The organism is Mycoplana ramosa, from assembly GCF_041930185.1.
GTDB classification, from domain to species: Bacteria; Pseudomonadota; Alphaproteobacteria; order Rhizobiales; family Rhizobiaceae; genus Mycoplana; species Mycoplana ramosa.
In genome coordinates, this window is record NZ_JBHEEW010000007.1 from 147,113 (window position 1) to 172,924 (window position 25,812).

Sequence of the window (25,812 nt, forward strand, 5' to 3'; positions counted from 1 at the left end):
ACGATGGAGTTTGCCGTCATGCAACCAATTCAGTTTTTCGAGCTGGCTTCCAGGCAGGCCGAGTGGCTTTCCGTTCGCCAGTCGGTGGTCGCGGGCAACATCGCCAACGCCAACACCCCGGGCTACAGGGCCAAGGATGTCAGCCCCTTCCAGTCGGTGCTCGAAAACACCGGCATCCGCATGGCCGCCACCAATCCGATGCATTTCACCGAGGGCAGCCTCAGCAGCGAGATCACCGAGGTCGAGCCGAACAAGGATGTCGGTGAGCAGATTTCGGGCAACACCGTTGGTCTTGCCGAGGAACTGATGAAGCAAGGTCAGGTCAAGCGCGAGTTCGAACTCAATGCCGGCCTCGTCAAAGTGTATCATCGCATGATGCTGATGACTGTCAGGAAGTAATGATGGATCCCCTACTCGCCTCAATGAAAGTCGCCGCATCCGGTCTGGATGCGCAGTCCACCCGTATTCGGATCGTTTCGGAAAACCTGGCAAACGCACGCTCGACCGGCGACGTGCCCGGAGCGGATCCGTATCGACGCAAGACCATCACCTTCGTTTCCGAGCTCGACCGTGCAAGCGGTGCTTCGCTCGTCGAGGTCGACCGACTTGCGGAGGATGAAAGCGACTTCGCCGCGGAATTCGACCCGGGCAATCCGGCCGCCGACGAGAAGGGCATGGTGAAGATCCCTAACGTCAATGTGCTGGTCGAAATGGCGGACATGCGCGAAGCCAACCGCTCCTATGAAGCCAATCTGCAAAGCATCAAGCAGTCGCGCGATCTCATCAGCGCGACCATCGACCTGCTGAGGGCATCGCAATGATCGATTCAATCCAGAGCGTCCGTTCGTTTTCCACGTCCGCCCTGACCGAAACGGCGACGGAGAACACTGTCGCCGGCAGCACGCTCCAGTCGGCGCTGGCTCCGAGCGCGCCGCAGCCGATGAGCTTCGCCCAGGTGCTGGGCGACATGGCGACCGACGCGGTCAACGCGCTGAAGCTCAGCGAAACGAAGTCGTTCGAGGCGGTTCAGGGCAAGGCGAGCACCCGTGAGGTCGTTGACGCCGTGATGAGCGCCGAGCAGGCGCTGCAGACGGCGATCTCGATCCGCGACAAGGTCGTCACCGCCTACCTCGATGTCGCACGCATGCAGATCTGAAGGACCGTGCCATGAAAGCTCTCGCCATCGCCGCAACCGGCATGAACGCGCAACAGACCAATCTCGAGGTCATCGCGAACAACATCGCCAACATCAACACGACGGGCTACAAGCGGGCCCGCGCCGAGTTCTCCGATCTGCTCTACCAGACCGAGCGCGCCCAGGGCGTGCCGAACCGCGCCAACGCGGCCATCGTTCCCGAAGGCGCGATCATCGGTCTCGGCGTCAAGACCGCGGCCGTCCGCAACCTGCATCTGCAGGGCAGCCTGACGCAAACCGGCAACTCCTTTGACATCGCGCTCGTCGGCCGTGGCTGGTTCCAGATCGAAGCGCCGGACGGAACGACGCTCTACACGCGTTCAGGCGCCTTCAACACGAACGCCGACGGACAGCTCGTCACGCTCGACGGCTACACCGTTGCGCCGGGAATCACCGTGCCCGCAGAGGCAACCGCGGTCACGGTTAACCGTTCCGGCCAGGTCTTTGCGACCGTCAACGGAGAGGACCAGGACCTCGGCCAGATCACCCTTGCGAACTTCATCAACGAGGCCGGTCTCGAGCCGCTCGGGGAAAACCTGTTCCGCGAGACCGAGGCATCCGGTGACGCCATCGTCGGCGCGCCGGACGAGAACGGCTTTGCCTACATGCAGCAGAACTACCTCGAGGCGTCGAACGTCGATCCGGTCAAGGAAATCACCGATCTGATCTCGGCCCAGCGCGCCTATGAAATGAACTCGAAGATCATCCAGGCGGCAGACGAGATGGCCGCCGTCGTCAGCAAGAACCTCCGCTAACCGCAGCAGACGAGGGAAACATGATGTTTCGCCTGTTACAATCGCATCAAAAGAAGGCTCGTGCAGGTCGGGCGAGGGGGCTGTTCGCTGCCCTCGTCCTGGCGCTCGCAGGTCTTACGGTCGGGCTGGGCACGGCGCAAGCCGCTGGCGAAGCGCGTTACGCGGTTGTTCCCAAGCGAACCATCTATCCCGGCGAGCAGCTTGACGCGGCGCAGCTCGAGGAGGTCGAGGTCACCAATCCCAACATCGCGCCCGGCTACGCCGAAGAGATCGCGGCTGTCAGCGGGCTGATCACGAAGAAGACGCTCCTTGCCGGCCGGATCATTCCTGTCTCCTCCCTGCGCGAGCCGTTCGCGGTCTCACGGGGCAAGACCGTGCGGCTCGTCTTCCAGAACGGTCCGCTCATCATCTCGGCGTCCGGCACGCCGCTGGAAGATGCCTCGGTCGGCGACCTCATCAAGGTTCGCAACATGGATTCCGGCGTCATCGTCTCCGGAACCGTGATGGGCGACCATACCGTGCACGTGGTGGCAAAATGATCAGACCGTTCCTGTCCCGCCTCCTGGGCGTCCTCGTGGGGCTTGCGCTTTCAGTCGCGCCGGCACACTCGGCCGCGCGCGTCAAGGACGTCGCATCGCTCCAGGCGGGGCGAGACAACCAGTTGATCGGCTACGGCCTTGTCGTCGGCTTGCAGGGCACCGGCGACAGTCTGCGCTCCTCTCCGTTCACGGAACAGGCGTTGCAATCGATGCTGCAGAACCTCGGAATCAATACGCAGGGTGAGCGCTCCCGTGCCAAGAACGTCGCGGCCGTGCTCGTCACGGCCACGCTCCCGCCCTTCGCAAGCCCGGGCAGCCGCATCGACGTGACGGTCGGCTCGCTCGGCGATGCCACGTCGTTGCGTGGCGGCTCGCTGGTGATGACGTCGCTCACTGGCGCGGATGGTCAGATTTACGCGGTTGCGCAGGGGTCCGTCGTCGTCACCGGGTTCAACGCGCAAGGCGATGCAGCCTCGATCCAGCAGGGCGTTACGACCGCTGGCCGCGTGCCGAACGGCGCGATCATAGAGCGGGAGCTTCCGGCCCGGTTCAAGGACAGTTCCGACCTGGTGCTGCAGCTCCGCAACCCGGATTTCTCGACTGCGGTCGGCATGGCGGACGCCATCAACCGCTACGCCACCGCGCAGTACGGCGGCAAGATCGCCGAAGCGCGGGATTCGCAGTCCGTCTACGTCGCCAAGCCGAAGCGCGCCGATCTCGCCCGCCTGATGGCCGACGTCGAAAATCTCGTGATCGAGACGGACGTGCCCGCCCGCGTCGTCATCAACGAGCGCACCGGGACGATCGTGATCGGCCAGGACGTGCGCATTTCGGAAGTGGCGGTCAGCTACGGCACGCTGACGGTGCAGGTGACGGAAATGCCGCAGGTCGTGCAGCCGGAACCCTTCTCCCGTGGTGTGACGGCGGTGGAACCGAACACCGACATCGTCGCCCAGCAGGATGGCGGCACCGTCGCCATCATCAACGGCTCGAACCTTCGCACGCTCGTCTCCGGGCTCAACAGCATCGGCGTGAAGCCCGACGGGATCATTTCGATCCTGCAGGGCATCAAATCCGCCGGCGCGCTTCAGGCAGAATTGGTGCTGCAATGACGGACAGGCCACACCACACCCCTCTTCTCGGGAGTCTTCGCGGCCTGCTGCTGCCCGCACTCGGCGCGCTCATGCTGGCCGTGCCCGGTGCGCTGGCCGAGGAGCGTCCGGTGATCGTCACCAGCAAGGCGACGGCGGACGAGATCCGCGAATTCTGCACCAACATCGCCGACAAGGCGCGCGACCAGCGCTACCTGCTGCAGAAGCAGGAACTCGAGGCCCTGCAGAAGGACGTCGACAGCCGCATCGCCACCTTGGAAGCGCGGCGGGCGGAATACGAGGACTGGCTGACACGGCGCAACGAGTTTCTCAAAGTGGCCGAAGCCGGCCTCATCGAGATCTACAAGAAGATGAAGCCGGACGCTGCGGCCGCGCAGCTTCAGGAGATCGATCCGGAGATCGCTTCGGCGATCGTGATGAAGCTCAATCCGCGCATGTCGAGCCTGATCATGAGCGAAATGGAGGCCGGTAAGGCCGCCGTGCTCGCCCGCATCATCGCCAGCGCCTCAGATCCGAATACCTCGAAGGACCCGTCATGAAGAAGCTCGCACTCGCCATGATGGCCACATCGCTGTTGTCAGGCTGCGCAAACCAGGCGATCCGGGAGATCGGCCAGGCGCCGTCGATGAGCCCGATCGGCAGCGGCCTGCAGTATACCCAGACGCCGCAGATGGCGCTGTATCCCAAGCAGCCGCAGACGCGGATGGCCGGCTACTCGACCTGGAGCGACCAGCAGTCGAACCTGTTCAAGGATTCGCGCGCGATCAACGTCGGCGACCTGCTGACGGTGAAGATCCGCCTGAACGACGAGGCGGCCTTCGACAACAAGACCGATCGCAGCCGCGTCAACAAGAGCGGCATGAACTTCGGCATCGGCGGCGAGGGCGACAACTTCAGCCTCGACACGAAGGGCGACCTGACCTACGGCTCGTCGACGAGCACCAAGGGCGACGGCAAGACCGAGCGCTCGGAACGGCTCAGCCTGCTCGTCGCCGCCGTCGTGACCGGCGTGCTCGAAAACGGCAACCTGCTGATCAGCGGCTCGCAGGAGGTGCGCGTGAACCATGAGTTGCGCATCCTCAACGTCGCCGGCATCGTGCGCCCGCAGGATGTGGATTCGGATAACCGCATCTCCTACGAGAAGATCGCCGAGGCGCGCATCTCCTACGGCGGCCGCGGCCGCCTGACGGAAGTGCAGCAGCCGCCATGGGGACAGCAGGCCGTCGATCTCTTGTCGCCGATCTGATCGCACGCGCACGGAATCAGCAAATGAAAATGGACCTGTCGGACGAAGACCAGAACGGCGAGGGCAAGAAGAAGCCCTCGCCTGTCGTGACGATCGCGATCATCGCGGGCCTCAGTGTGCTGGCAGGCGGCGGCGGATGGCTCGTCGGCAATCTGCTGGCGCCGGCCGCGCCGAGCGAAACCGTCGCGGCCGAGGTGTCCGGGGCGGCCGGCGATCAGGACGGGAAGAAGGCCGAGGACGGGGACCTGCCGCGTCTTGCAACGGAGGCCAACGGCATCGTCGCGCTGGAGGCCTTCACCAGCAACCTCGCCTATCCCGCCGACAACCTCGTGCGGATGGAAGTGGCGCTCGCCTTCAAGGACGCGCCCGACCCGGTGCTCGCCGAAGCCATCCACCAGGACATCATGGCCTATATGCGCACGGTCTCGCTGCAGCAGATCCAGGGCCCGCGCGGCTTTCAATATCTCCGGGACGACCTGAAGGAGCGGGTTGACCTTCGCTCCGAAGGCCGCGTAACGAACATCATGTTCCGGACCTTTGTGATCGAATGATTCGATTTCTGACGACGACCTTTATTGCCATGATGGCAATGACCACCATGGCGTTTGCCCAGCAGACGCCTGCGCAGATCCTCAACACGCCCATCGACGGCTCGGTCGCATCCTGGATCATCCGGACGTTCGGCCTTTTGACCGTGCTTTCGGTTGCGCCGGGCATCCTGATCATGGTGACGAGCTTTCCGCGCTTCGTCATCGCCTTTGCGATCCTGCGCTCCGGCATGGGGCTTGCGACGACGCCGTCGAACATGATCCTGGTCAGCCTGGCGCTGTTCATGACCTTCTACGTCATGATCCCGACCTTCGACCGCGCCTGGGAAAACGGCATCGAGCCGTTGCTCGCCAACCAGATCGACGAGACGGAGGCGGCCAAGCGCGTTGCCGAGCCCTTCCGCGAGTTCATGACCGCCAACACCCGCGACAAGGACATGGATCTGTTCATCTCGCTCGCCGGCGAGCGGGGGCTGACGGTTGTCGAGGACGGCAAGGTCGACCTGCGCGCCGTCGTTCCCGCCTTCATGATCTCGGAAATCCGGCGCGGCTTCGAAATTGGCTTTCTTGTCGTGCTGCCCTTCCTTGTCATCGACCTGATCGTCGCCACCATCACCATGGCGATGGGCATGATGATGCTGCCGCCGACGTCGATCTCGCTACCGTTCAAGATCCTCTTCTTCGTGCTGATCGACGGCTGGAACCTGCTCGTCGGCAGTTTGGTCAGATCCTTCAACTGAAGCGATACCAGCTTGTCGCAAAAGCCCGCCTGCAGATCCCGGCGGGCTTTTTGCGTTCCGGTGCAACGCGGTGTGGTATCGGTGCGCCAAGTATTCATGGTTAACGCAGTCGGTTTATATTTGTATAATCTTCTCCGGTCATTAACCACGACTCTGGTGCGTCCGCCGGGCGGGGCGAATATTAAGGGCCTGGCAAGAATCGCCGCCTAATTCTCGTCTCACACGACAGGTTTGGTTTGGGATTGAACGGAAATAAACCAATTGGCATGAGGCCGATCTGTAGTAACCGGTAGGAATTTCCGAGTCCGGTATGTCCCCATCTGTAGTATTTCGTAAAAAAGGGACAAAGCCTATGGCTAGCATTCTGACCAACTCCAGCGCAATGAGCGCCCTCCAGACCCTGCGCTCGATCAACAACAGCATGGAGACCACGCAGGATCGTATTTCCACCGGCATGCGCGTCGGCGCAGCCAAGGACAACGCCGCCTACTGGTCGATCGCCACCACCATGCGCTCTGATAACCAGGCGCTCGCGGCTGCATCCGACGCCCTCGGCCTCGGCGCAGCGAAGGTCGACACCGCCTATGCCGGCATGTCTGCGGCGATCGAAGTCGTCAAGGAAATCAAGGCAAAGCTGACGACTGCTTCCGAAGCCGGCGTCGACAAGGTCAAGGTTCAGGAAGAAATCACGCAGCTTCAGGAACAGCTGAAGAGCATTGGCGCTGGTGCGACCTTCAACGGCGAAAACTGGCTTGCCGGCGGAAGCGCCACCGAAACGGTCGTCACCGGCTTTACGCGCTATGACGACTCCGGGACCTCGAAGGTGAAGGTTACGACCGCGAACTACGACGCTTCGACGAACTCGCTCTTTGGTGCGGTCGACGCCAACGGCGACGTCGACGACTCGACCGGCATCCTGACGGACGTGATGCAGATCTCCCTGACCGCGGCTGATGACGTTACCTCGATCGCGACCCACCTCGATAACGTCGAAACCGCACTCACCTCGATGCAGACCGCTGGTTCGCAGCTGGGTTCGATGTCCAAGCGCATCTCGCTGCAGGAAGACTTCGCCGCCAAGCTCAGCGACGCTCTCGACAAGGGTATCGGCCGTCTCGTCGACGCCGACATGAACGAAGAGTCGACGCGCCTGAAGGCGATGCAGACCCAGCAGCAGCTCGCCATCCAGTCGCTGTCGATCGCCAACTCGAACTCGCAGAACATCCTGTCGCTGTTCCGTTAATGACATCGGCGCCCGCGACCCCTCGGGGTTGAGGGCGCCATTCTCCGAAACTGGCACGGCGGGGGCTGACCGCCAGGCCAGGGCAGGGGGCGATACCTTGAGACCGGCGGCGCGGGGGCTGACCGAACCGCCTGGTCCTATAGAAAGCCGCATCCGGCAACGGGTGCGGCATCGGCATTTGAGCAAAGCCCTGTTTCCGGATCGGCGCTCAAGTTCGTGAACGCATGAGAAACCATTCGCACCTGTTGCGCGACTTGACAGCTGGCTGGTCCGGCCGACGGCATGAGCAGCCTCGTTTCCATCATTCCGCACTTCACGTTTTCTTAAGCATGGTGTGGCACGCGCGTGCGCGCAATGGTTGATAAAAAATCGACTTGCCACGGTTTTTGCCGGGACGCTTAGCGCTTCATTAACCAAGTCGGCATTACCTAAGCTCATCGAAACGACGGGCTGACCCTCAGCAAATTTAACGGGTTAGCAAGCATGACGTTGACCGTCGTTCGCCGGTGGAACCGGAATGTCCCTTCCTAGTCAGCCATCAAGGGGCACACAATTATGACGAGCATTATTACCAACAACGCAGCAATGGCCGCTCTTTCGACCCTGCGTTCGATCAACTCGAGCATGGAAGAAACCCAGGGCCGCGTGTCCTCGGGCCTGCGCGTTGGCGAAGCGGCAGACAACGCTGCTTACTGGTCGATCGCGACGACCATGCGTTCGGACAACATGGCGCTCTCCGCTGTCCAGGACGCCCTCGGTCTCGGCGCAGCCAAGGTCGATACCGCCTATGCCGGTATGGAATCGGCCATCGAAGTCGTCAAGGAAATCAAGAAGAAGCTGGTCGCTGCCACCGAACAGGGCGTCGACAAGGCAAAGATCCATGAGGAAGTCATCCAGCTTCAGGACCAGCTCAAGTCGATCGCAGAAGCTGCGACGTTCTCCGGCCAGAACTGGATCGTGGGCGAGGACGCCACCACCGTGACCGTCGTCTCCGGCTTCACCCGCGACAGCACCAACACCGTCGCCGTCAAGACCACCGACTATGTGCGTACCGGCGGCCTCACCGGCAACCTGCTGTTCACCGACGACGGTGCGGGTGTGATTGACTTCACGACCGGTATCCTCGGTGAGGTTGGTACCAGCGGCGCATCGGTCTACGGCGTCGACATCACGACCCTCGACTATGATGCCGGAGTACCGGCCGGAACGGCGAATCACATCAGCACGATGATCCAGGACGTCGATAACGCCCTTCTGGCCATGACCAGCGCTGGCGCCGAACTCGGCTCGATCTCCATGCGCATCGATCTGCAGGAAGACTTCGTCGCCAAGCTGTCGGACTCGATCGAATCGGGCATCGGCCGCCTCGTCGACGCCGACATGAACGAAGAGTCCACCCGCCTCAAGGCCCTGCAGACCCAGCAGCAGCTCGGCATTCAGGCGCTCTCGATCGCCAACAGCGCCTCGGAAAACATCCTCTCGCTCTTCCGTTAATCCGGAACGCACCACCAGCCAATCTCGCGGACGCCGCGCCTCGCAAGGGGCGCGGCTTTCGTGCGTTCTTTTTTCAAGTCGTTTAGATTTTGTTAACCATATTTCCTTTATCTGGTCTCATCGAAACGATGGGTTAACCAAGACGAAGAAGAGGTTAAAGGCATCAGGCCGCCCCATCGTTCCCGGCCATACCGGGATGTCCCTTTTCAAGACTAGCCGCCGAAGGGGCCTTTTCCAATGACCAGCATTTTGACCAACAATGCCGCGATGGCCGCGCTCCAGACGTTGCGCTCGCTCAACAGCAACATGGAAGAAACCCAGGCCCGCGTTTCGTCCGGCCTGCGCGTCCAGGTAGCCGCCGACAATGCCGCCTACTGGTCGATCGCCACAACGATGCGCTCGGACAACATGGCCATTTCGGCGGTGAAGGACGCGATCGGCCTTGGAGCGGCGAAGGTTGACACCGCCTACGCTGCCATGGAAAGCGCGATCGAGGTGGTCAAGGAGATCAAGAAGAAGGTCGTCGCCGCCACCGAGCAGGGTGTAGACCGGGCCAAGATTCAGGAAGAAATCAAGCAGTTGCAGGAGCAGCTCGTCTCGATCGCCGAGTCCGCCTCCTTCAGCGGGCAGAACTGGGTCGCCGGCGGAGACGACACTGCAACCACCCCGCTGACTGCGACGGTTGTTTCCGGTTTCGTCCGCGATTCGAACGGCAACGTCACCGTCAAGACGACCGACTACACGCTGGACGCGACCAATGTCGGATCCATGACCATGCTGTTTGGCGGTCAGGCTGGCACCGGCGCGCTTGACCTGGCGACGGGTATCCTCGGCACCGATGTCGATACCTACGGTCTGGACCTCGACGGCGACGGCACTGACGGCGACACCGCGGCGGAAATCGGCGGCATGTCGATTTCGACGCTCGATGTCAACGCCGCGTTCACCGATGTTGGCGTCGGCATGGCGGAGGCACTCGCACTGGTGGAGGCCGGTCTCCAGGCAATGACCAGCGCCGCCGCCGCGCTTGGCTCCATCTCGATGCGCATCGATTTGCAGGAAGATTTTGTCTCCAAGCTCAGCGACTCGATCGATAGCGGCATCGGCCGTCTGGTCGACGCCGACATGAATGAGGAATCGACCCGCCTCAAGGCGCTGCAAACCCAGCAGCAACTCGGCATCCAGTCGCTGTCGATCGCCAACACCAATTCGGAGAACATTCTCCAGCTCTTCCGTCAGTAAGCGGCGTCCCGGGCTAGGGGCGACTTCGTCCCGCTTCTGAAGGTAAAAATCCGCGGTTCCGCAGGGAACCGCGGATTTTGCATTTTTGCTAATCCCGTTTGCCATAAACCGAGTGGTTGCAACAGCGTGGCTGAACTCGGTGCAACCCTCAGGGAAAGGCATCTTGTATGCCGGTCAGGCTATAGTCTTCTTCAGTCCCAGCCGTTCGACAGAATCGACATCCCGCGAAGCGGTAGCGCGGTCAGTTCAGCTCGGGGGACTTCATTTGCTGAACAGGGATGCTCTTACAGCGGTGCATGCAGGAAGGCCGACATGGCGGTGCCCTCGTTTCTGCGGGCGAGGTAGAGCCGGGCGGTGTCGAGCGCTTCGCGGATGGTCACGTCCATGTCGAGGTAACGATAGGTGCCGAGACGCCCGACGAAAGTGACACCCCTCTCCTGTTCGGCGCGTGCGACATAATCGGCAAGCTGCGCCTTCTCCTCGACGAGGCGGATCGGATAGTAGGGAATATCGTCGGGACCACAGGCGCGCGAAAACTCCCTGTAGCAGACCGAACCCTTGTGTTCCTCCCAGGGGGAGAAGTGCTTGTGCTCGGTGACGCGCGTATAGGGCACCGAGACGTCGCCGTAGTTCATCACCGCACAACCCTGGTAGTCACCATCATAGGTGAAGCGCTCGAAATCGAGCGTGCGGTAGCCGAGGCGGCCGAGCTCGTATTCGAAATAGCCATCGAGCGGACCTGAATAGAACACATGGGCATAGCCGGCCACCTGGTCGCGCCGGAAGGTGGTCTCGAGCGATACCGCGATGTTCGGATGGTCGAGTATCCGCTCGATCATCTCGCTATAGCCATTCTCAGGCATGCCCTGGAATTTGTGGAAGAAGTAGTTGTCGTCGTAGTTGAAGCGCACCGGAAGGCGCTTCAGGATCGAGGCGGGCAGTTCGGTCGGCGAACAGCCCCATTGCTTCTGCGTGTAGCCCTTGAAGAAGGCCTCGTAGAGATCGCTGCCGACGAATCGGAGCGCCTGCTCCTCGAAGGTCTGCGGATCGGCGATCGACTTGTCGGCTTGGTCCTCGATGAAGGCGCGCGCCTCGTCCGGTCGGAACGTCTTGCCGAAGAACTGATTGATCGTGTGCAGGTTGACGGGCAGGGAATAGACCTGGTTGCCGCTCGTGGTCTTCACCCGGTTCTTGTAGGGCATGAAGGTCGTGAAACCGTTCACGTAGTCCCAGACCTCGGCATCGTCGGTGTGGAAGATGTGCGGTCCGTAGACATGCACCATGACGCCCGTCTCCTCGTCGCGCACCGTATGGCAGTTGCCGCCGATGTGGTTGCGCGAATCGAGGATGTGGATCTTGTAGCCCTCCTGCGCCAGCTCGCGGCCGATGACCGCGCCGGACAGCCCGGCACCGACGATGAGGATCTGTTGTTTCACGCTCATTCTATCCCACCCTGCACAATGTTCTTGCCGCGCGCCGCTCAGATGGCAGCGCGCAGCGCCGGTTTCTCTGTTTCCGGGAAAAGGCGCGAGCGCATCAGGGCCTCATAGGCCTTGATGAGCGGGGTCGGATCCCAGCCGCGCTCCTGCGGGCCGAAGCTCAGGTGGCTGACGGTAAAATCCGAATAGATCGCCGAGGGACGGCCGAGGAAGGTCGGCACGCCGATGGTGAGCGCATGTTCGTCGTCGCCCTGCGGCAGCGCCATGTGCAAGAGGTCGCGGCCGAGCCAGGCGATGAAGTTGATCGACTGGCGTTCGGTCCAGTCGATGACAGGCTGGGGGAGGGCCAGCGTGCGACCATGCTCGCCGAGGAAGTAGGCATGGAGCTTGGCCGCGCGCTCGGCGCTTTCCCAGAGCGTGCCGCCGAAACCGCCCGGCGGGCGCTCGAAATCCCCGACGCTGGACGAGATCGAACCCGCTTCTTGCTGCAGATAGGCGCAGACGCCGTTGTTGACGACATTCGCCGAGACGACGAAATAGTGCGGATTGGCGCGACGGAACTGGATGAAACCGTCGAGCTTGTCGATGTCGAGATAGACGATGTCGTCGTCACATTTCAGGAAGACCGCGTCCCTGAACTCGTCAAAGCGTGTCGCGTAATATTCGTAGGCTTGGTAATAGGGCAGGTGTTCGTTCGGATTGCCGATGTAGCGGCGCGTTCGCGCGTCGACATCGCCGAGTTCGAGATCTGCGCCCCAGCCGCCGCGGATCTGCACGGTGCCGCCGGCGGAGAGGTCGAGTTCCGGCCAGGTGCCGATGGTCACGTCATTGATCCTGAGGATCGGCGCGCCCGCCGGATCGACGGAGAGGATGACGTCGTTGGGCCGGCCGGGCGATAGGATGCCGGGGGTCGGCTTGCTCCAGACGGTCTGCTCGGTGCTGCGCTCGAAATGCGCCAGTTGGTCCCGACTGATCGTGCGAAGCACCGAATGGGTGTTCTTCCAGCCGCCGGCGACGATTTCGTAGCACTCATGCGGGCGGTCGTTCGGGATGACCGCGATGTGCAGGTCGTGACGGATGCGGGCGCTGGTGCGGAACGAGGCGCTGGCTGAGACGGTGCCGGCGCTCTGGTAGGGCACCTTGGAGCCCATGTAGCGGGCGGGACCGAACTCGCGCGTCACCCAGGCATGGTCGTCGGCCGAGCGGGTAAAATCCCAGATGTGCCACTCGTCGATGATCCCTTGATCCAGCGCGCGGCGAATATACTGCGTGAGGATTTCCATCCTCGTCTGCCGTCCGGCAAAGGTCACCAGGATAACTGGGGTCATGCGATCCTCGTCGTTCAGAACGGTTCGGGTTTCCGATTGGAAGTATCGATGGCGTTCAGCCGGCGGTTCCCGTCCACAGGCGCGCATCGGGCGTCAGCGGCGCGTGCTCGTCGAGCAGCTTGAGCTGCTCCAGATAACGCTGGCGGTAGGCCTGTTCGCTTTCGAATTCGATACCTGCCGCGGCAAGCTCGGCGCCGATCTCGTAGTAGACGCCGAGATTGCGCAGGTCCGGCACCGGGGTTTCGCCGCGCTCGGCCTCGCCCTGCATCTGCCAGTACAGTTCTTCGAGGCGACGCACGAGGCGGTCCGTGTCGCGCAGGGCACAGGTTTCGCGCTGCGCCTGCAGCGAGGTGCGGACCGCGGCGAGGCTCGCGGGATTCCTGGCAAACGCGATGGCCTTGCGCACATAATCCTCCGGCCCGTCGCAGATGAGTTCCGGAATGCCGGCGGCCGAGACGATGCTGGCGCAGAAGCGCGACGCAAAGCTCTTGCCCGGTATGGTCAGCACGGGAAGACCCTGCGTGATCGCGTCGGCGGCGGTCGAGTGTGCGCCGTAGGGGAAGGTGTCGAGGAAGAGATCGGCAAGGCCGATGCGGGCGAGGTGATCTGCGTTCGGCGTCTTGCCGGCGAAGATCAGGCGATCGGGTGCAACGCCGGCCTGCTGGGCCATCTGCTTGACGCGCTCGTTGACGCTGTCGTCGCCAACGAGAAGCCATAGCACGCTGCCGGGCGTTGCGAGTAGGATCGCCATCCAGCGAGCGAAGCAGGAGGCCGAGATCTTTTGCATGCCGTTGAAGCTTGCGAAGACGAAGGCATCGTCCGGCAGGCCGACGGACGCGCGCGTCGGACGCGCCGAAACGGCCCGCTTGCGGTCGACCGGCTGGTTGCAGGGGATGCGTAGAACCTTCTCGGTGTAATACAGCTCGTTTTCCGCCGGTACGATGTAGTCGTCGGCGATCATGTACTGATGGTACGGGCTCGCCATCGAACCGGGATACCCGCAGAAGTTCACGATGACCGGCGCCGGCCGGTGGGCGAAGATCTTCGTGCGGGCGTCCTTGGTATAGCCGTTGACGTCGATCAGCACATCGATCTCGTCGGCGACGATCTGCTGTGCCGCTTCGAGGTCGCTGAGGCTTGAGATGTCGCGCCAGTGATCGACGGACTGCTTGATGCGGGCCTGTGTGGAATCGAGCGGCGCCGGAATGCCGCAATAATAGGCAAAGATCTCGACGCTCGCCTTGTCATGCAGCTCGAGCACCTCGCTGAGCGCGAAACCGACGGCATGCTGGCGCAGGTCCGACGATACGTAGCCGACGCGCAGGCGCTGGCCGGTGCCGGACTTCTGGCGCACCGGCTTGCGCACCAGGCTGCGCGTATCCGGCCGGCCGACGGCGGTGGTGCAGTAGCGATGGGCCTTGGCCAGCTGGAAGAGCGGGTCGTCCGCATAGCAGGCGATCGACATCGATGACATCGCATCCATGAATTGCCGGCTGGTGATGTGGCTGGAGGGGGTGACGACCGGCCACTTGCACTGGCGCATACGCAGCATGATCCAGTGCTGGGCGGCTTCGGTGCGATGGGGCTGCAGTTCCATCGCCTGCCAGAGTGCCGCCTCCGCTTCCTCCAGCTTGCCCGCGCTTTCGAGCACGCGGCCGATATGCTGGAGCGCAAGGAGGCGGTGGTTGATCCGGTCGGGGGTGACATTGGCGGTGGCGTCGGTGTAGCTGCGCCATTGGAGTACGGCCTGGCCGATCAGTCCGCAATCCTCAAGCGTTCGGCCGAGATTGATGTGGGCCGGGGCGAATTCGGGGCTGATCTTCAACGCAGTCCGCAGCGCATTCAGTGTGCCCGCCATGTCGCCGATCGTCGAGAGGGAGACCGCGTAGTTGAAGTAGGCGAGATGCAGAAGCGGATGGTTATCGTTGAAGGCGATCCACGTCTTGTAGACTTCGATCGCTTGCGCGATCTGTCCGGTCGCGGCCATGGATTCGGCCGTCTGGAACAGTTCGGCGAGGGAAAGCTGCTGCGTGCGGGCGCGGACCAGGATGCTGACGAGCGCTGCATTCGAATCGGGGACGATGGGGGTGCTGACGGTCATGGACATCCTGCGGCAAGACGGCCGTTGGGCCTGGAGGTTGGACGACTCGCAATGAAATCGTCTGTCTTGCTAGCGGAGTTGACTTGCGTCGGGCTGGCGCGTCTTGACTGAACGAGCGTGGCAAGCGCCACCGTTGGGTTGGGCTGCAAAAGAGAAGGCGGCGCGGTTTGAACCGCGCCGCCGGGTGCCGGATTAGACGGCGTTGTAGGCTGCGATGACCGCTTCGACCTGGGCGCTGTTCATCGCGGCAAGCTGCTGGCCCGTCAGGGCACGAGCCTGGTCGGTGCTGAGAGCCGTGATGTCCTCGGTCGACAGGCCCGAGATCGCCTGGACGTTGATCGCTGCAAGTTCGTCAGCAGTGAACGTCTTGATCTCGTCGGAGCTCATCGCTTCCAGGGCCGCTGCCGAGAGAGCCTTGATCTGCGCGCTGGTCAATGCCTCAACCTGGTTGGAGTCGAGGGCCTCTATCTGGTCCGTGGTCAGGGCGACGATCTGCTTTTCGGTCAGAACGGCAACCTGGTCGGTAGCCAGCTTCGTGACATCAAGACCGGCGAGCTGCTTGGCAGTCAGGGCCATGATCTGGTCGCTCTTCAGAGCCTGGATCTGGGCGGAGTCCAGTTCGACAATGTGATCCGAGGACAGAGCCGCGAGTTGCTTTGCCGTCAGCGCCTTGATCTGATCGGAGTCGAGCTTCGTCAGGGCATCGGAGGCGAGGCTTCCGATGGCCACGTCGCTGATGGCGGCGATCTCGTCGGAGGAGAACAGCTTCAGCTCGTCGGCGTCGATGGTGCCGAGGGCGGCAGCGCCGAGCGCCTTGACCTGGGTGCTGGTCAGCGCCTTGATCTGGTCGCTGCCGAGGTCCTGCATCTGGTCGGTGGTCAGGGCGACGATCTGCTTTGCAGTCAGAACGGCGACCTGGTCGGTGCCCAGCTTGGTCACATCAAGACCGGCGAGCTGCTTGGCGGTCAGGGCCATGATCTGGTCGCTCTTCAGAGCCTGGATCTGGGCGGACTGCAGTTCGGCAATGTGATCCGAGGACAGAGCCGTGAGCTGCTTTGCCGTCAGCGCCTTGATCTGATCGGAGTCGAGCTGCGTCAGGGCGTCGGAGGCGAGGCTTGCGATGGCCTTGTCGCTGATGGCGGCGATCTCGTCGGAGGAGAACAGCTTCAGCTCGTCGGCGTCGATGGTGCCAAAAGCACCAGCGCCGAGCGCCTTGACCTGGGTGCTGGTCAGCGCCTTGATCTGGTCGCTGCTGAGGTCCTGCATCTGGTCGGTCGTCAGGGTGACGATCTGCTTTGCCGTCAGAACGGCGACCTGGTCGGTAGCCAGCTTGGTGACATCAAGACCGGCGAGCTGCTTGGCAGTCAGGGCCATGATCTGGTCGCTCTTCAGAGCCTGGATCTGGGTGGAGTCCAGTTCGGCAATGTGCTGCGAGGACAGAGCCGCGAGCTGCTTTGCCGTCAGCGCCTTGATCTGATCGGAGTCGAGCTTCGTCAGCGCGTCAGAGGCGAGGCTTGCGATTGCCTTGTCGCCGATGGCGGCGATCTCGTCGGAGGAGAACAGCTTCAGCTCTTCGGCGTCGATGGTGCCGAGCGCGGCCGCTCCGAGCGCCTTGACCTGCGTGCTGGTCAGCGCCTTGACTTGGTCGCTGCTGAGAGCCTGCATCTGGTCGGTGGTCAGGGCGACGATCTGCCGTGCCGTGAGAACGGCAACCTGGTCGGTGCCCAGCTTGGTGACATCAAGACCGGACAGCTGCTTGGTGGTCAGCGCCATGATCTGGTCGCTCTTCAGAGCCTGGATCTGGGCGGACTGCAGTTCGGCGATGTGCTGCGAAGACAGAGCCGTGATCTGCTTTGCCGTCAGCGCCTTGATCTGATCGGAGTCGAGCTTCGTCAGGGCGTCCGAGGCGAGGCTTGCGATGGCCTTGTCGCTGATGGCGGCGATCTCGTCGGAGGAGAACAGCTTCAGCTCTTCGGCGTCGATGGTGCCGAGGGCAGCCGCGCCGAGCGCCTTGACCTGGGTGCTGGTCAGCGCCTTGATCTGGTCGCTGCTGAGGTCCTGCATCTGGTCGGTGGTCAGGGCGACGATCTGCTTTGCAGTCAGAACGGCGACCTGGTCGGTAGCCAGCTTGGTGACATCAAGACCGGACAGCTGCTTGGCGGTCAGGGCCATGATCTGGTCGCTCTTCAGAGCCTGGATCTGGGTGGAGTCCAGTTCGGCAATGTGCTGCGAGGACAGGGCTGCGAGCTGCTTTGCCGTCAGCGCCTTGATCTGATCGGAGTCGAGCTTCGTCAGGGCGTCGGAGGCGAGGCTTGCGATGGCCTTGTCGCTGATGGCGGCGATCTCGTCGGAGGAGAACAGCTTCAGTTCGTCGGCGTCGATGGTGCCGAAGGCGGCCGCTCCGAGCGCCTTGACCTGGGTGCTGGTCAGCGCCTTGATCTGGTCGCTGCTGAGGTCCTGCATCTGGTCGGTGGTCAGGGCGACGATCTGCTTTGCCGTCAGAACGGCGACCTGGTCGGTGCTCAGCTTGGTGACATCAAGACCGGACAGCTGCTTGGTGGTCAGCGCCATGATCTGGTCGCTCTTCAGAGCCTGGATCTGGGCGGACTGCAGTTCGGCGATGTGCTGCGAGGACAGAGCTCCGAGCTGCTTTGCCGTCAGCGCCTTGATCTGGTCGGAGTCGAGCTTCGTCAGGGCGTCCGAGGCGAGGCTTGCGATGGCCTTGTCGCTGATGGCGGCGATCTCGTCGGAGGAGAACAGCTTCAGCTCGTCGGCGTCGATGGTGCCGAGGGCGGCCGCGCCGAGCGCCTTGATCTGGGTGCTGGTCAGCGCCTTGATCTGGTCACTGCTGAGCGCCTGCATCTGGTCAGAGGTCAGGGCAACGATCTGCTTTGCCGTCAGGACGGCGACCTGGTCGGTGCTCAGTTTGGTGACGTCGAGGCCGGTCAGCTGCTTGGCAGTGAGGGCGACGATCTGCTCACTCTTCAGAGCCTGGAACTGGCTGCTGTCCAGGCCGGCAAGATGGCCGGAGGACAGGGCTGCAATCTGCTTGGCGTTGAAGGCCTTGATTTGGTTGGAGTCGAGACCCTCCAGGGCGTCTGTGGCGAGACCGCCGAGGGCTTTGACGCTGATCGCGGCGATTTCGTCGGTGCTGAAGAGCTTCAGTTCATCCGCATCGATGGTCATGAAGGCGTCGAAGCCGAGAGCTGCGATTTGCGAGCTGGTCAGCGCGCCGATCTGGGCGGTGCTGAGGTTGGCGACCTGGTCGGAGCCAAGCACGCTGACCTGCTTTGCGGTCAGGCCGGCGATTCGGCCCGAATCCACGGCAGCCAGCAAGGTCGGGTCCAGGCCCGCCAGAGCGGTGACCGACAGCGCGCCGAGCTGGTCGGAGCCCAGCGTCGCAATGTTCTGGGACGAGAAGGCATTGAGCTGCGAGGAACTGAAGGCAGCGAGCTGGGACTTGCTCAGCGCAGCCATGTCCTCGGTATTCAGCGCCTGGATCGCAGCGGTCGATAGGTTTCGGATCTGGGTAACGGTGAAATTCGTAACGATTGAAGTCATGGATGCGCCCTTGATGGTTGACTATCGGCCGACGCCTGGGTCATTGCGACCTGCGCTTGCTTCCGTGTTCGACATCCGTTCAGGCCCGGCATCGATTGCGCAATTCGGGCGTCCAGACGGACGATAACAATGATTTAATGGAACATGGCTCGAACGAGCCGGCGCATCGGAGGGCATCATGCTTCGGGAGCCGTAATCTCGGATCCGATTCCTACGCCAGTAGTCGCAAGAGCCCGCAAGGGTCCTACGACGACTGAAACTTGTAAGCAGCAAGTTCTAAGAATGCGTTAACGGGATGCAACACACCGTTGTAATATTCGGCACTTAGCCTGCGTGCCACGCGAGTCTGCCGGGTCGCCACGGCCTGCCGCTTCCGGCGGGTCCAGGAGGCGAAGACGAGATCCAAAGGCTGAAACCGGGGCTTTGGAGGCGAAACTGGCCGCGAGGACGGTAACCCTTTCTTCATATTTCTTGCTGAAGCGTTAATGCCGTTAACCATTTGTTAACCATTTGCTCGTTAAGCCTTCGTTAAGAATGATGGACTGTCGCCCAGGGCAAACGGTTGGTGACAGCGCGCATGACGCGGGACCGTCATTGCCGGTCCTTGACTCCGGCCTGCGACACACCCCCAGACAAGGCAACAACGATGGCCAGCATCTTGACCAACGCCGCCGCCATGGCGGCCCTGCAGACCCTGCGCGCGATCGACCGGGATCTCGAAACCACGCAGGCGCGCGTTTCCTCCGGTATGCGGGTCGAGACCGCAGCGGACAACGCGGCATACTGGTCGATTGCGACCACCATGCGCTCGGACAACCGCGCACTCTCCACCGTGCAGGATGCGCTCGGGCTAGGCGCGGCGAAGGTCGATACCGCCTACGCCGCCATGGAAAGCGCCATCGAGGTGGTCAAGGAGATCAAGGCGAAGCTCGTCGCCGCCTATGGCGTCACAGCCGACCGAACCAAGATCCAGGAAGAAATCGGCCAGTTGCAGGAGCAGCTCCGGAGCATTGCCGAGTCCGCATCATTTTCCGGCGAGAACTGGCTGCAGGAAGACATCAGCGACGGAGGCGCCCCGCCGGCTTCACTCACCGTCAAAAAGCAGGTCGTCGCATCTTTCATCCGCAATTCGTCGGGCACCGTCGCGGTGACGACCGTGGACTACCCGCTCAATGGCAGTACCGTTCTGTTCGATCTGAGCGGGGACAATCTCGGCATCCTCGACAAGGAGGCGGAGAACGGTGGAACGCCGCTTGGCTTCTCCGTCTCGACGCTGGACATCAACGATCTTGCCTCCGTCGCGGCAACCCTCGGGGTAGGCAAGACCGATATCGATGCCCTCGACGCCATGACGCAGTTCGTCGATACGCAGCTGGAAGCGATGACCAGCGCGGCCTCGAGCCTCGGATCGATCCAGAGCCGCATCAAGATGCAGGAAGACTTCGTTGCCGGTCTGATCGACGTCATCGACAAGGGCGTCGGCCGCCTTGTCGATGCCGACATGAACGAGGAATCGACGCGCCTGAAGGCGCTGCAGACCCAGCAACAGCTGGGCATCCAGTCGCTGTCGATCGCCAACACCAATTCGGAGAACATCCTGCAGCTCTTCCGTCAGTAAGCCTTCGACCGGACGCAGCGCTCCACCCTCAACGGTCCGCCGACCGGGGGGCGTGGGTGAGAACACCGGCGTGCCATGGCCATCGGCACACCGGCATGCTTGGGCCGCGCAATTTGCCCTGGCGCGGCCCAAGACCTTCATCCTCGCACAAGTTTGAACTCCTAGTCTTGCAAGCTGCGGTCAGGAAGATTGTGCGTCGTGCCGGTCAACACCGGCGAGACGATCAGGTCCGAGGAGACAGGGCGACAGTGTCGAAGTGTAAGAAGGTATCGATGCGCGAACGACGGCGAAATGACGTGCGATGCGTTCGCGCGGCATCGGAGCGGGCGGACGGCCACGCGACCGGAGCAACGTCATGAGCGCCCATCTTGCCAGATACCTGAAGGATTTCAGCACCCCGCGGCAGTCGCCATCGGCTTTCCTGCGTGACGGTGCGTTCGAACCGGCGAGCAGTGCGACCGATCAGGTTGTCTTCGAGGCTCCCGAGCCGGAGCCGCAGGTCGACATCGAAGCGGAGCGCGCTCAGGCGTTCGCCAGCGGTCGCGCCGAGGCGCAGGCCGAACTCGAAAGCCGCCACCAGGCCGAAATCGAGGCGTTGCGCAAAGCACACGCTGAGGAACTGGAGGCTCTGCGCGCCGGACACGAGCAGAAGGCCGCAGCCCTGGTCGCCGAACGCTTTGGGGAAATGGCCGATGCTGTCGCCGACCTTGTTGCCGGCCAGGCAGCGAATGTCCTGGCGCCAGTGCTTGATGAAGCGCTGTCACGCAAGGCCATCGCCGACATGGCGACGATGATCCGGGCCGCCCTTTCGGAGGGCGAGGGAATTGCCGTGACGGTCAAGGGGCCGTCGCATCTGTTTGAACAGTTGAAGTCGCATTTCGAGGGCGAGGTTCCAATGTTCCGGCATCAGCAGGCCGACGATCTCGATCTTGCGGTGGAATTTGACGAAACGGTCCTGGTCACCCGCATGACGGCCTGGGCTGATACGGTCCGTAAGGTGCTGGCATGAGCGACGGCGACAACAATCATCACGGCAAGAACGAAGTCATCATCATCAAACGTCACGTCAGCCAGGAAGGCGAGCACCACGGCTCCGCCTGGAAGATCGCCTACGCCGACTTCATGACCGCGATGATGGCCTTCTTCCTCGTGATGTGGTTGGTCAACGCCGCCAACGAAGAGACGAAGGCGTCCGTCGCGTCTTACTTCAATCCGATCAAGCTGACCGACGACAAGCCGGCCGACAAATCGCTGAAGAAGCCTGGAAAGCAGGCCGAGGGCGAGGATACGCAGGAGAAATCGAACAGCGAGGGCGAAAAGCCGTCGCAATCCAACGGCGCTGAGAAGGGCAAGGACCAGAGCACGACTGCGGGTGACGAAGCGCAGTACTCGCAGGCCGATTTTTTCGAGAATCCCTACTCCGTTCTGTCGGAGATCGCCCAGGAAGTCGGCCAGCAGGCGAATGTCAGCGCCAAGGGCGACGGCGGTGCGGCGGATTCGGGCCCGGCGACGGGCGCTGCCGGTGGCGAGGCCTATCGCGACCCGTTCGATCCCGATTTCTGGACCCAGCAGGTCGAAATCAGCCAGGCCACCAGTGCCGGCAGCGAGAACGTATCCAAGCCCGGTCCGAACAAGGAAGCCGACATCGCCGCCCAGAAGCCCGAAGACGGAGCGAAGAAGGACGACGAGGCTGCCGCGGCCAAGGAGGCCAGCGAAGCGGAGAAGCTGCGGAAGGAAATCGCCGAGAACATTGGCGCGCTTGGCAAGCTTGCGGACGGCCTGACCGTTACCCCGGCAGAAGGCGGCCTGCTCGTCAGCCTGACGGACCATTTGAATTCGGCAATGTTCAATGTCGGTTCGGCCCTTCCGAAGAAGGACCTCGTGATCGCCATGGAGAAGATCGGCAAGATCCTTGCGGATCGGAAAGGGGCGATCACCATTCGCGGCCACACCGATGCGCGCCCCTACAAGGGCAATGGCGACAACTGGCAGCTCTCCACGGCGCGCGCGCAGAGCGCCTACTATATGCTGGTGCGTGGCGGACTGGATGAGAAGCGCGTCAGCCAGGTGAGCGGCTTTGCCGATCGGCGGCCGAAGGTGCCCGAAGATCCGTTGGCAGACGCCAATCGCCGCATCGAAATCCTGATCCAGGCGACCGAGGGCTAGCACTATGCCGGCAAGGCTGCGGGTGGCATCAATGGGAATGGCGCTTGCTGCGGGTCTCGGGCTCGCAGCCTCGGCGCATGCGCAGGGGCAGGAGAATCTTGCGCCCTACAAGATGATCCGCTCCCTGCAATACGTGCAGGATTCGGTCGTTCTGGGCGATCATTCCGCCATGGAGATGCAACGCTTCCTGCTGTCGACGATCGACGAGCGGTTGCGCACGGCCGACTCCTCTCTCTTCAGAGACCCGCGCAATGTCGACGCGGCGCTCATCTATGCCATGAGCGGGGGGAACCCGGAAACGCTCGAACTTTTGACCAGACAGGACGTGGCCGGTCACTTCGATCCGCGCATCACCGATGCCGTCCGCAACTATCTCGACGGTCGCGGCGCGGCCAATACCAAAGCGTTGGCCGAGATATTTCCCGAATACAAGGGCCTTCAGATCGGGCCGTACCTGGCGCTGGTTTCGGCCAACTCCGTTCTGCGCAAGGACCCGAAGCTCGCGCTCAGCTATTTCGATTGGGCGCGGTTGACCGCGCCGGGCACGATCGTGGAGGAGGCCGCGCTGCGGCGATCAATCTACATCGCCGAACAGAACGGCATGGTTGCAAGGGGCGTCGCCTATTCCAGCCGCTATGCCCGACGCTTCCTGCATTCACCCTACGCCAGCCAGTTCGCAGACCTGTTCGTGAAGCTGGCTACCGACAATTTCGAGGACGTCGGCGAAGAGAACATCCAGGAAATCCTGTCTTTCATGGATACGCCGCGTCAGCGAGAGGTCTACCTGCGCATGGCGCGTCTTGCCGCGATCTCCGGCAAGGATCGTCTGGCGACAATGGCCGCGGACCGGGCGCAGGCCTTGTCCGGCGAGGGGGAGCAGGTGCCCAAGACACTTGCCGACCTTTACTCCGGACTTGCATCGATCTCGTCCGCCGACGTCAGCCAGGCGGTAGAGCGGCTGACCGCCATCCCCGATGCAGATCTCTCGGCAAAGGATCGTGCGCTCAAGGAGGCTGCGCGCGTCCTGGCGGAGGAGGTGCTGCGCCCGCCCGTGATGACCGACATGCCATCAACCGCAGCCGACACACCGACCGCAGAGGCCAGCGACGTTGACAGCGTGAGCCCAGATGTGACCGCGCCCGGGGCGCAAGCTTCACGCGCCGCTGCGGAGGAGCCGGGGGCAACGGAGAAACCTTCGCAGAACCAGACCAGCGAACAGGACGGCGCAAGCGATCCTGCGTTCGACAGCTACGTCGCGACGGGTCGTGAAAAACTGGACGAGATCGACAAACTCCTGGAGGGAGAGGGCAGTTGACCACTATCGACACCAGCGCACTGAACCAGGTCGCCCCCAAGCAGGGTCCGGGGAAGGACAAAGCGCAGACCGATGGCGACGGCAAGGGCCACGGCAAATTTGCGGACGCATTCGCAAACCTTGCGAACACGGTGGCAGGCTCCGGTGCGGCGAACCTCGAAGCGGTCGCAAACAGGGCGTCGGGCGTCGAGGCGGCTGCCGCCGACGGGGGGCGCTCGCCCAAGTCGATCGGGCAAAAACTGCCATCCTCACACCGCTCCGGCGGCTTTCCTGCATTGACCGATGCGTCAAGGTTGCTCGACGATGCCGCCGGCGCCGACGCAGCCGACGGGCAGGCACACCCGACCGAGGGCCTCGGCATCGGAGCACGTCGGATCGGTGCGCAATCGCGCGCGGACGGTGTCGACGACGCCGAACCTGCCGAGCCGACGACCCCCGAAAGCTCCGGAGAGGATGCGGAACTTGGCAGTTTGCTTTCGATGCTGGCCGGCGCAGCCTCTACCGAGGTCGATCCGTCCCACGGTGCGCAATCCAGCCCATCGCTCGGTGCCGCGGTGGCCGTCCTGACACAGCGCAATCACGGCGGAAAGGATGCAAATGGAGGCCGTTCGGACGACTTTGCAGGGCGGAATTCGGGCATGGTCATCAGCAGCAGTGCCGATGCGGGACCGGCAGCGGACGGTCTGGCCGACGCGAGTGGCCTTCCAGACGGACACTCCGATGCGGATCAGGTCTTCCGGCTGGTCCGTGCCGATGGCAGGGGCAAGGCGGTCGAAATTGCGATTTCCGGCAATGGCGAGGCTTCGGCAATGAAGGATCAGGGTGGCGCCAAGGTCGAGGCCGTCACCATCCTCGACTCACGCCGGTACCTCGGACTGGCACAGACAGGCAATTCGGCGGCGGTGACAGCGGCGATCGCGCAGGATCGCTCCTGGGCTGCCGCCCTGGCGGATACGGCCGACAAGGCACCCGATCCGACCGGAAAGGTCGTCAACACCTTGAAGATCCAGTTGCATCCGATCGATCTTGGCACCGTCACGGCGACACTTCGCCTGCAGGGCGACGCCCTTGTGGTCGATCTGAAGGTCGAGACCGGCAAGGCTTACCGGAATCTCAGCGAGGATCAGGATGCGATCGTGAAGGCGTTGCGCGGGCACGGTTTCAGCGTCGACCAGATCAGCGTTCAGCTCACGTCATCGTCCGATCGCAGCGGCGGAGCCGGGCAGGGGGATGCGCAGGCGCAGTTTTCCGGTCAGCAGCAGGCACGCGAGGGTGGCGGCGGTCGCCAGGGCGAAGGGGAGGCACGCTTTGCGAGCTCTATGGATCCAAACGAGGGGTCAGCACATGAGTATGGGCAAGCGGACGTTGTTGCCGCTGATCAGCTTCGCAGCGTTGGCGGCGTCTATCTGTAATGCCAATGCTTCCGCGGGGAGCTGTGAGCGCGAGATCCTGGCCGCGGCCTCGAAGTACCGCGTCCCTGCCGGAATACTGTACTCCGTCGGTCTGACGGAGACCGGCCGCAAAGGATCGCTGCAGCCCTATGCGCTGAATATCGAAGGCAAGGCGTATTTCGCAGCCGACCAGCGCGAGGCGCTCATGCGCTTCCAGCAGGCGCGGGCGAGCGGCGCCAAGCTGATCGATCTGGGGTGCATGCAGATCAATCACCATTTCCATGGCGCGGCGTTCTCCTCTCCGGCCGAAATGCTCGATCCACGTCGCAACGTCGAGTATGCCGCGCGGTTCTTGGCGGAACTGCACGCGCGGCACGAGACCTGGACGATGGCTGTCGCGCGCTACCATGCGGGCCCCAACAACGATCCGGCGCAGAAGCGATATGTCTGCCGCGTCATCGCCAACCTCGTGGCGACCGGCTATGGCAGCTGGACGGACAACGCCCGCGCCTTCTGTCAGTAATGCAATTATAAATTGAAAGGCGGACCAGCCTTGAATTATGGCGTCAATGCGCGCGCTTTGTGGCCGGCAAGCAATCGTTAATATCCTGTTAACCTTTTCCACCGGAAAATAGTCGCGCTCGTGCCGAGTGCCACTAGATGTAGATCAAATCAGTACAAAATGGTTAATCAATTATTAAAAAATTCAGATGATTTTATCTAGTTGCCGCTGAATCCGCCGATTCGTACCACTCTTCCAACGAGGTACCACACTGATT

The 25,812-nt window shown here is 62.6% G+C and carries 23 protein-coding genes; 19 read left to right on the top strand and 4 right to left on the bottom strand.

What is annotated here, in order from left to right:
- Positions 1-18 precede the first annotated feature (18 nt).
- The 13 genes from flgB (at position 19) to JNC62_RS11140 (ending at position 10,114) form a co-directional block, all read left to right on the top strand.
- Positions 19-399, top strand: coding sequence for a flagellar basal body rod protein FlgB (gene flgB / locus JNC62_RS11080; protein ID WP_374838702.1), 381 nt, complete (start codon positions 19-21; stop codon positions 397-399).
- 2 nt (positions 400-401) lie between these two features.
- Positions 402-821, top strand: a complete 420-nt coding sequence (flgC, locus tag JNC62_RS11085) for a flagellar basal body rod protein FlgC (protein ID WP_374838704.1) — start codon at positions 402-404, stop codon at positions 819-821.
- The gene (gene fliE / locus JNC62_RS11090) at positions 818-1,156 is read left to right on the top strand and encodes a flagellar hook-basal body complex protein FliE (protein WP_374838706.1); all 339 of its coding nucleotides are present in this window, start codon (positions 818-820) and stop codon (positions 1,154-1,156) included. The genes flgC and fliE overlap by 4 nt, the downstream gene beginning before the upstream one ends.
- 11 nt (positions 1,157-1,167) lie before the next feature.
- Complete coding sequence (gene flgG, locus JNC62_RS11095; protein WP_374838708.1) at positions 1,168-1,950, top strand: flagellar basal-body rod protein FlgG; 783 nt, start codon at positions 1,168-1,170, stop codon at positions 1,948-1,950.
- Positions 1,951-1,970: 20 nt separating this feature from the next.
- Entirely contained in the window at positions 1,971-2,489 is a 519-nt protein-coding gene (flgA, locus tag JNC62_RS11100) for a flagellar basal body P-ring formation chaperone FlgA (protein ID WP_374838710.1), read from the top strand.
- On the top strand, positions 2,486-3,601 hold the full coding sequence (locus JNC62_RS11105) for a flagellar basal body P-ring protein FlgI (protein ID WP_374838712.1): 1,116 nt from the start codon (positions 2,486-2,488) through the stop codon (positions 3,599-3,601). The genes flgA and JNC62_RS11105 overlap by 4 nt, the downstream gene beginning before the upstream one ends.
- The gene (locus JNC62_RS11110) at positions 3,598-4,140 is read left to right on the top strand and encodes a MotE family protein (RefSeq protein ID WP_374838714.1); all 543 of its coding nucleotides are present in this window, start codon (positions 3,598-3,600) and stop codon (positions 4,138-4,140) included. The genes JNC62_RS11105 and JNC62_RS11110 overlap by 4 nt, the downstream gene beginning before the upstream one ends.
- Positions 4,137-4,847 (top strand): flagellar basal body L-ring protein FlgH, encoded by a 711-nt coding sequence (gene flgH / locus JNC62_RS11115; protein WP_374838716.1) that lies wholly within the window; start codon positions 4,137-4,139, stop codon positions 4,845-4,847. Before JNC62_RS11110 ends, flgH begins: the two co-directional genes overlap by 4 nt.
- A gap of 29 nt (positions 4,848-4,876) precedes the next feature.
- Complete coding sequence (locus JNC62_RS11120) at positions 4,877-5,398, top strand: flagellar basal body-associated FliL family protein (RefSeq protein WP_374838925.1); 522 nt, start codon at positions 4,877-4,879, stop codon at positions 5,396-5,398.
- Complete coding sequence (fliP, locus tag JNC62_RS11125) at positions 5,395-6,135, top strand: flagellar type III secretion system pore protein FliP (RefSeq protein ID WP_374838718.1); 741 nt, start codon at positions 5,395-5,397, stop codon at positions 6,133-6,135. The genes JNC62_RS11120 and fliP overlap by 4 nt, the downstream gene beginning before the upstream one ends.
- Positions 6,136-6,487: 352 nt before the next feature.
- On the top strand, positions 6,488-7,378 hold the full coding sequence (locus JNC62_RS11130; protein ID WP_374838720.1) for a flagellin N-terminal helical domain-containing protein: 891 nt from the start codon (positions 6,488-6,490) through the stop codon (positions 7,376-7,378).
- Positions 7,379-7,933: 555 nt separating this feature from the next.
- A complete protein-coding gene (locus JNC62_RS11135) occupies positions 7,934-8,872 on the top strand; it encodes a flagellin N-terminal helical domain-containing protein (protein ID WP_374838721.1) in 939 nt (312 codons plus the stop codon).
- Between the two features lie 237 nt (positions 8,873-9,109).
- Entirely contained in the window at positions 9,110-10,114 is a 1,005-nt protein-coding gene (locus tag JNC62_RS11140; RefSeq protein ID WP_374838723.1) for a flagellin N-terminal helical domain-containing protein, read from the top strand.
- Positions 10,115-10,398: 284 nt separating this feature from the next.
- Here the strand turns inward: JNC62_RS11140 and glf are convergent, their stop codons facing one another.
- From glf to JNC62_RS11160, 4 genes are all read right to left on the bottom strand, one after another.
- Positions 10,399-11,556: a UDP-galactopyranose mutase gene (glf, locus tag JNC62_RS11145; RefSeq protein WP_374838724.1), complete on the bottom strand. Its 1,158-nt coding sequence runs from the start codon at positions 11,554-11,556 to the stop codon at positions 10,399-10,401.
- A gap of 38 nt (positions 11,557-11,594) precedes the next feature.
- Entirely contained in the window at positions 11,595-12,881 is a 1,287-nt protein-coding gene (locus JNC62_RS11150; RefSeq protein ID WP_374838726.1) for a DUF6250 domain-containing protein, read from the bottom strand.
- A gap of 55 nt (positions 12,882-12,936) precedes the next feature.
- A complete protein-coding gene (locus tag JNC62_RS11155; RefSeq protein WP_374838728.1) occupies positions 12,937-14,982 on the bottom strand; it encodes an O-linked N-acetylglucosamine transferase, SPINDLY family protein in 2,046 nt (681 codons plus the stop codon).
- A 192-nt stretch (positions 14,983-15,174) separates the two neighbouring features.
- Positions 15,175-18,543: an ice nucleation-like protein gene (locus JNC62_RS11160; RefSeq protein WP_374838730.1), complete on the bottom strand. Its 3,369-nt coding sequence runs from the start codon at positions 18,541-18,543 to the stop codon at positions 15,175-15,177.
- Between the two features lie 646 nt (positions 18,544-19,189).
- Here JNC62_RS11160 and JNC62_RS11165 point away from each other — a divergent pair.
- From JNC62_RS11165 to JNC62_RS11190, 6 genes are all read left to right on the top strand, one after another.
- Positions 19,190-20,161, top strand: a complete 972-nt coding sequence (locus tag JNC62_RS11165) for a flagellin N-terminal helical domain-containing protein (protein WP_374838732.1) — start codon at positions 19,190-19,192, stop codon at positions 20,159-20,161.
- Positions 20,162-20,516: 355 nt separating this feature from the next.
- The gene (locus tag JNC62_RS11170; protein WP_374838734.1) at positions 20,517-21,170 is read left to right on the top strand and encodes a hypothetical protein; all 654 of its coding nucleotides are present in this window, start codon (positions 20,517-20,519) and stop codon (positions 21,168-21,170) included.
- Positions 21,167-22,327: a flagellar motor protein MotB gene (locus tag JNC62_RS11175; protein WP_374838735.1), complete on the top strand. Its 1,161-nt coding sequence runs from the start codon at positions 21,167-21,169 to the stop codon at positions 22,325-22,327. The genes JNC62_RS11170 and JNC62_RS11175 overlap by 4 nt, the downstream gene beginning before the upstream one ends.
- Positions 22,328-22,331: 4 nt before the next feature.
- Complete coding sequence (gene motC, locus JNC62_RS11180) at positions 22,332-23,642, top strand: chemotaxis protein MotC (protein WP_374838737.1); 1,311 nt, start codon at positions 22,332-22,334, stop codon at positions 23,640-23,642.
- A complete protein-coding gene (fliK, locus tag JNC62_RS11185; protein ID WP_374838739.1) occupies positions 23,639-25,054 on the top strand; it encodes a flagellar hook-length control protein FliK in 1,416 nt (471 codons plus the stop codon). The genes motC and fliK overlap by 4 nt, the downstream gene beginning before the upstream one ends.
- A complete protein-coding gene (locus JNC62_RS11190; RefSeq protein WP_374838927.1) occupies positions 24,993-25,556 on the top strand; it encodes a transglycosylase SLT domain-containing protein in 564 nt (187 codons plus the stop codon). The genes fliK and JNC62_RS11190 overlap by 62 nt, the downstream gene beginning before the upstream one ends.
- Positions 25,557-25,812: the final 256 nt, after the last annotated feature.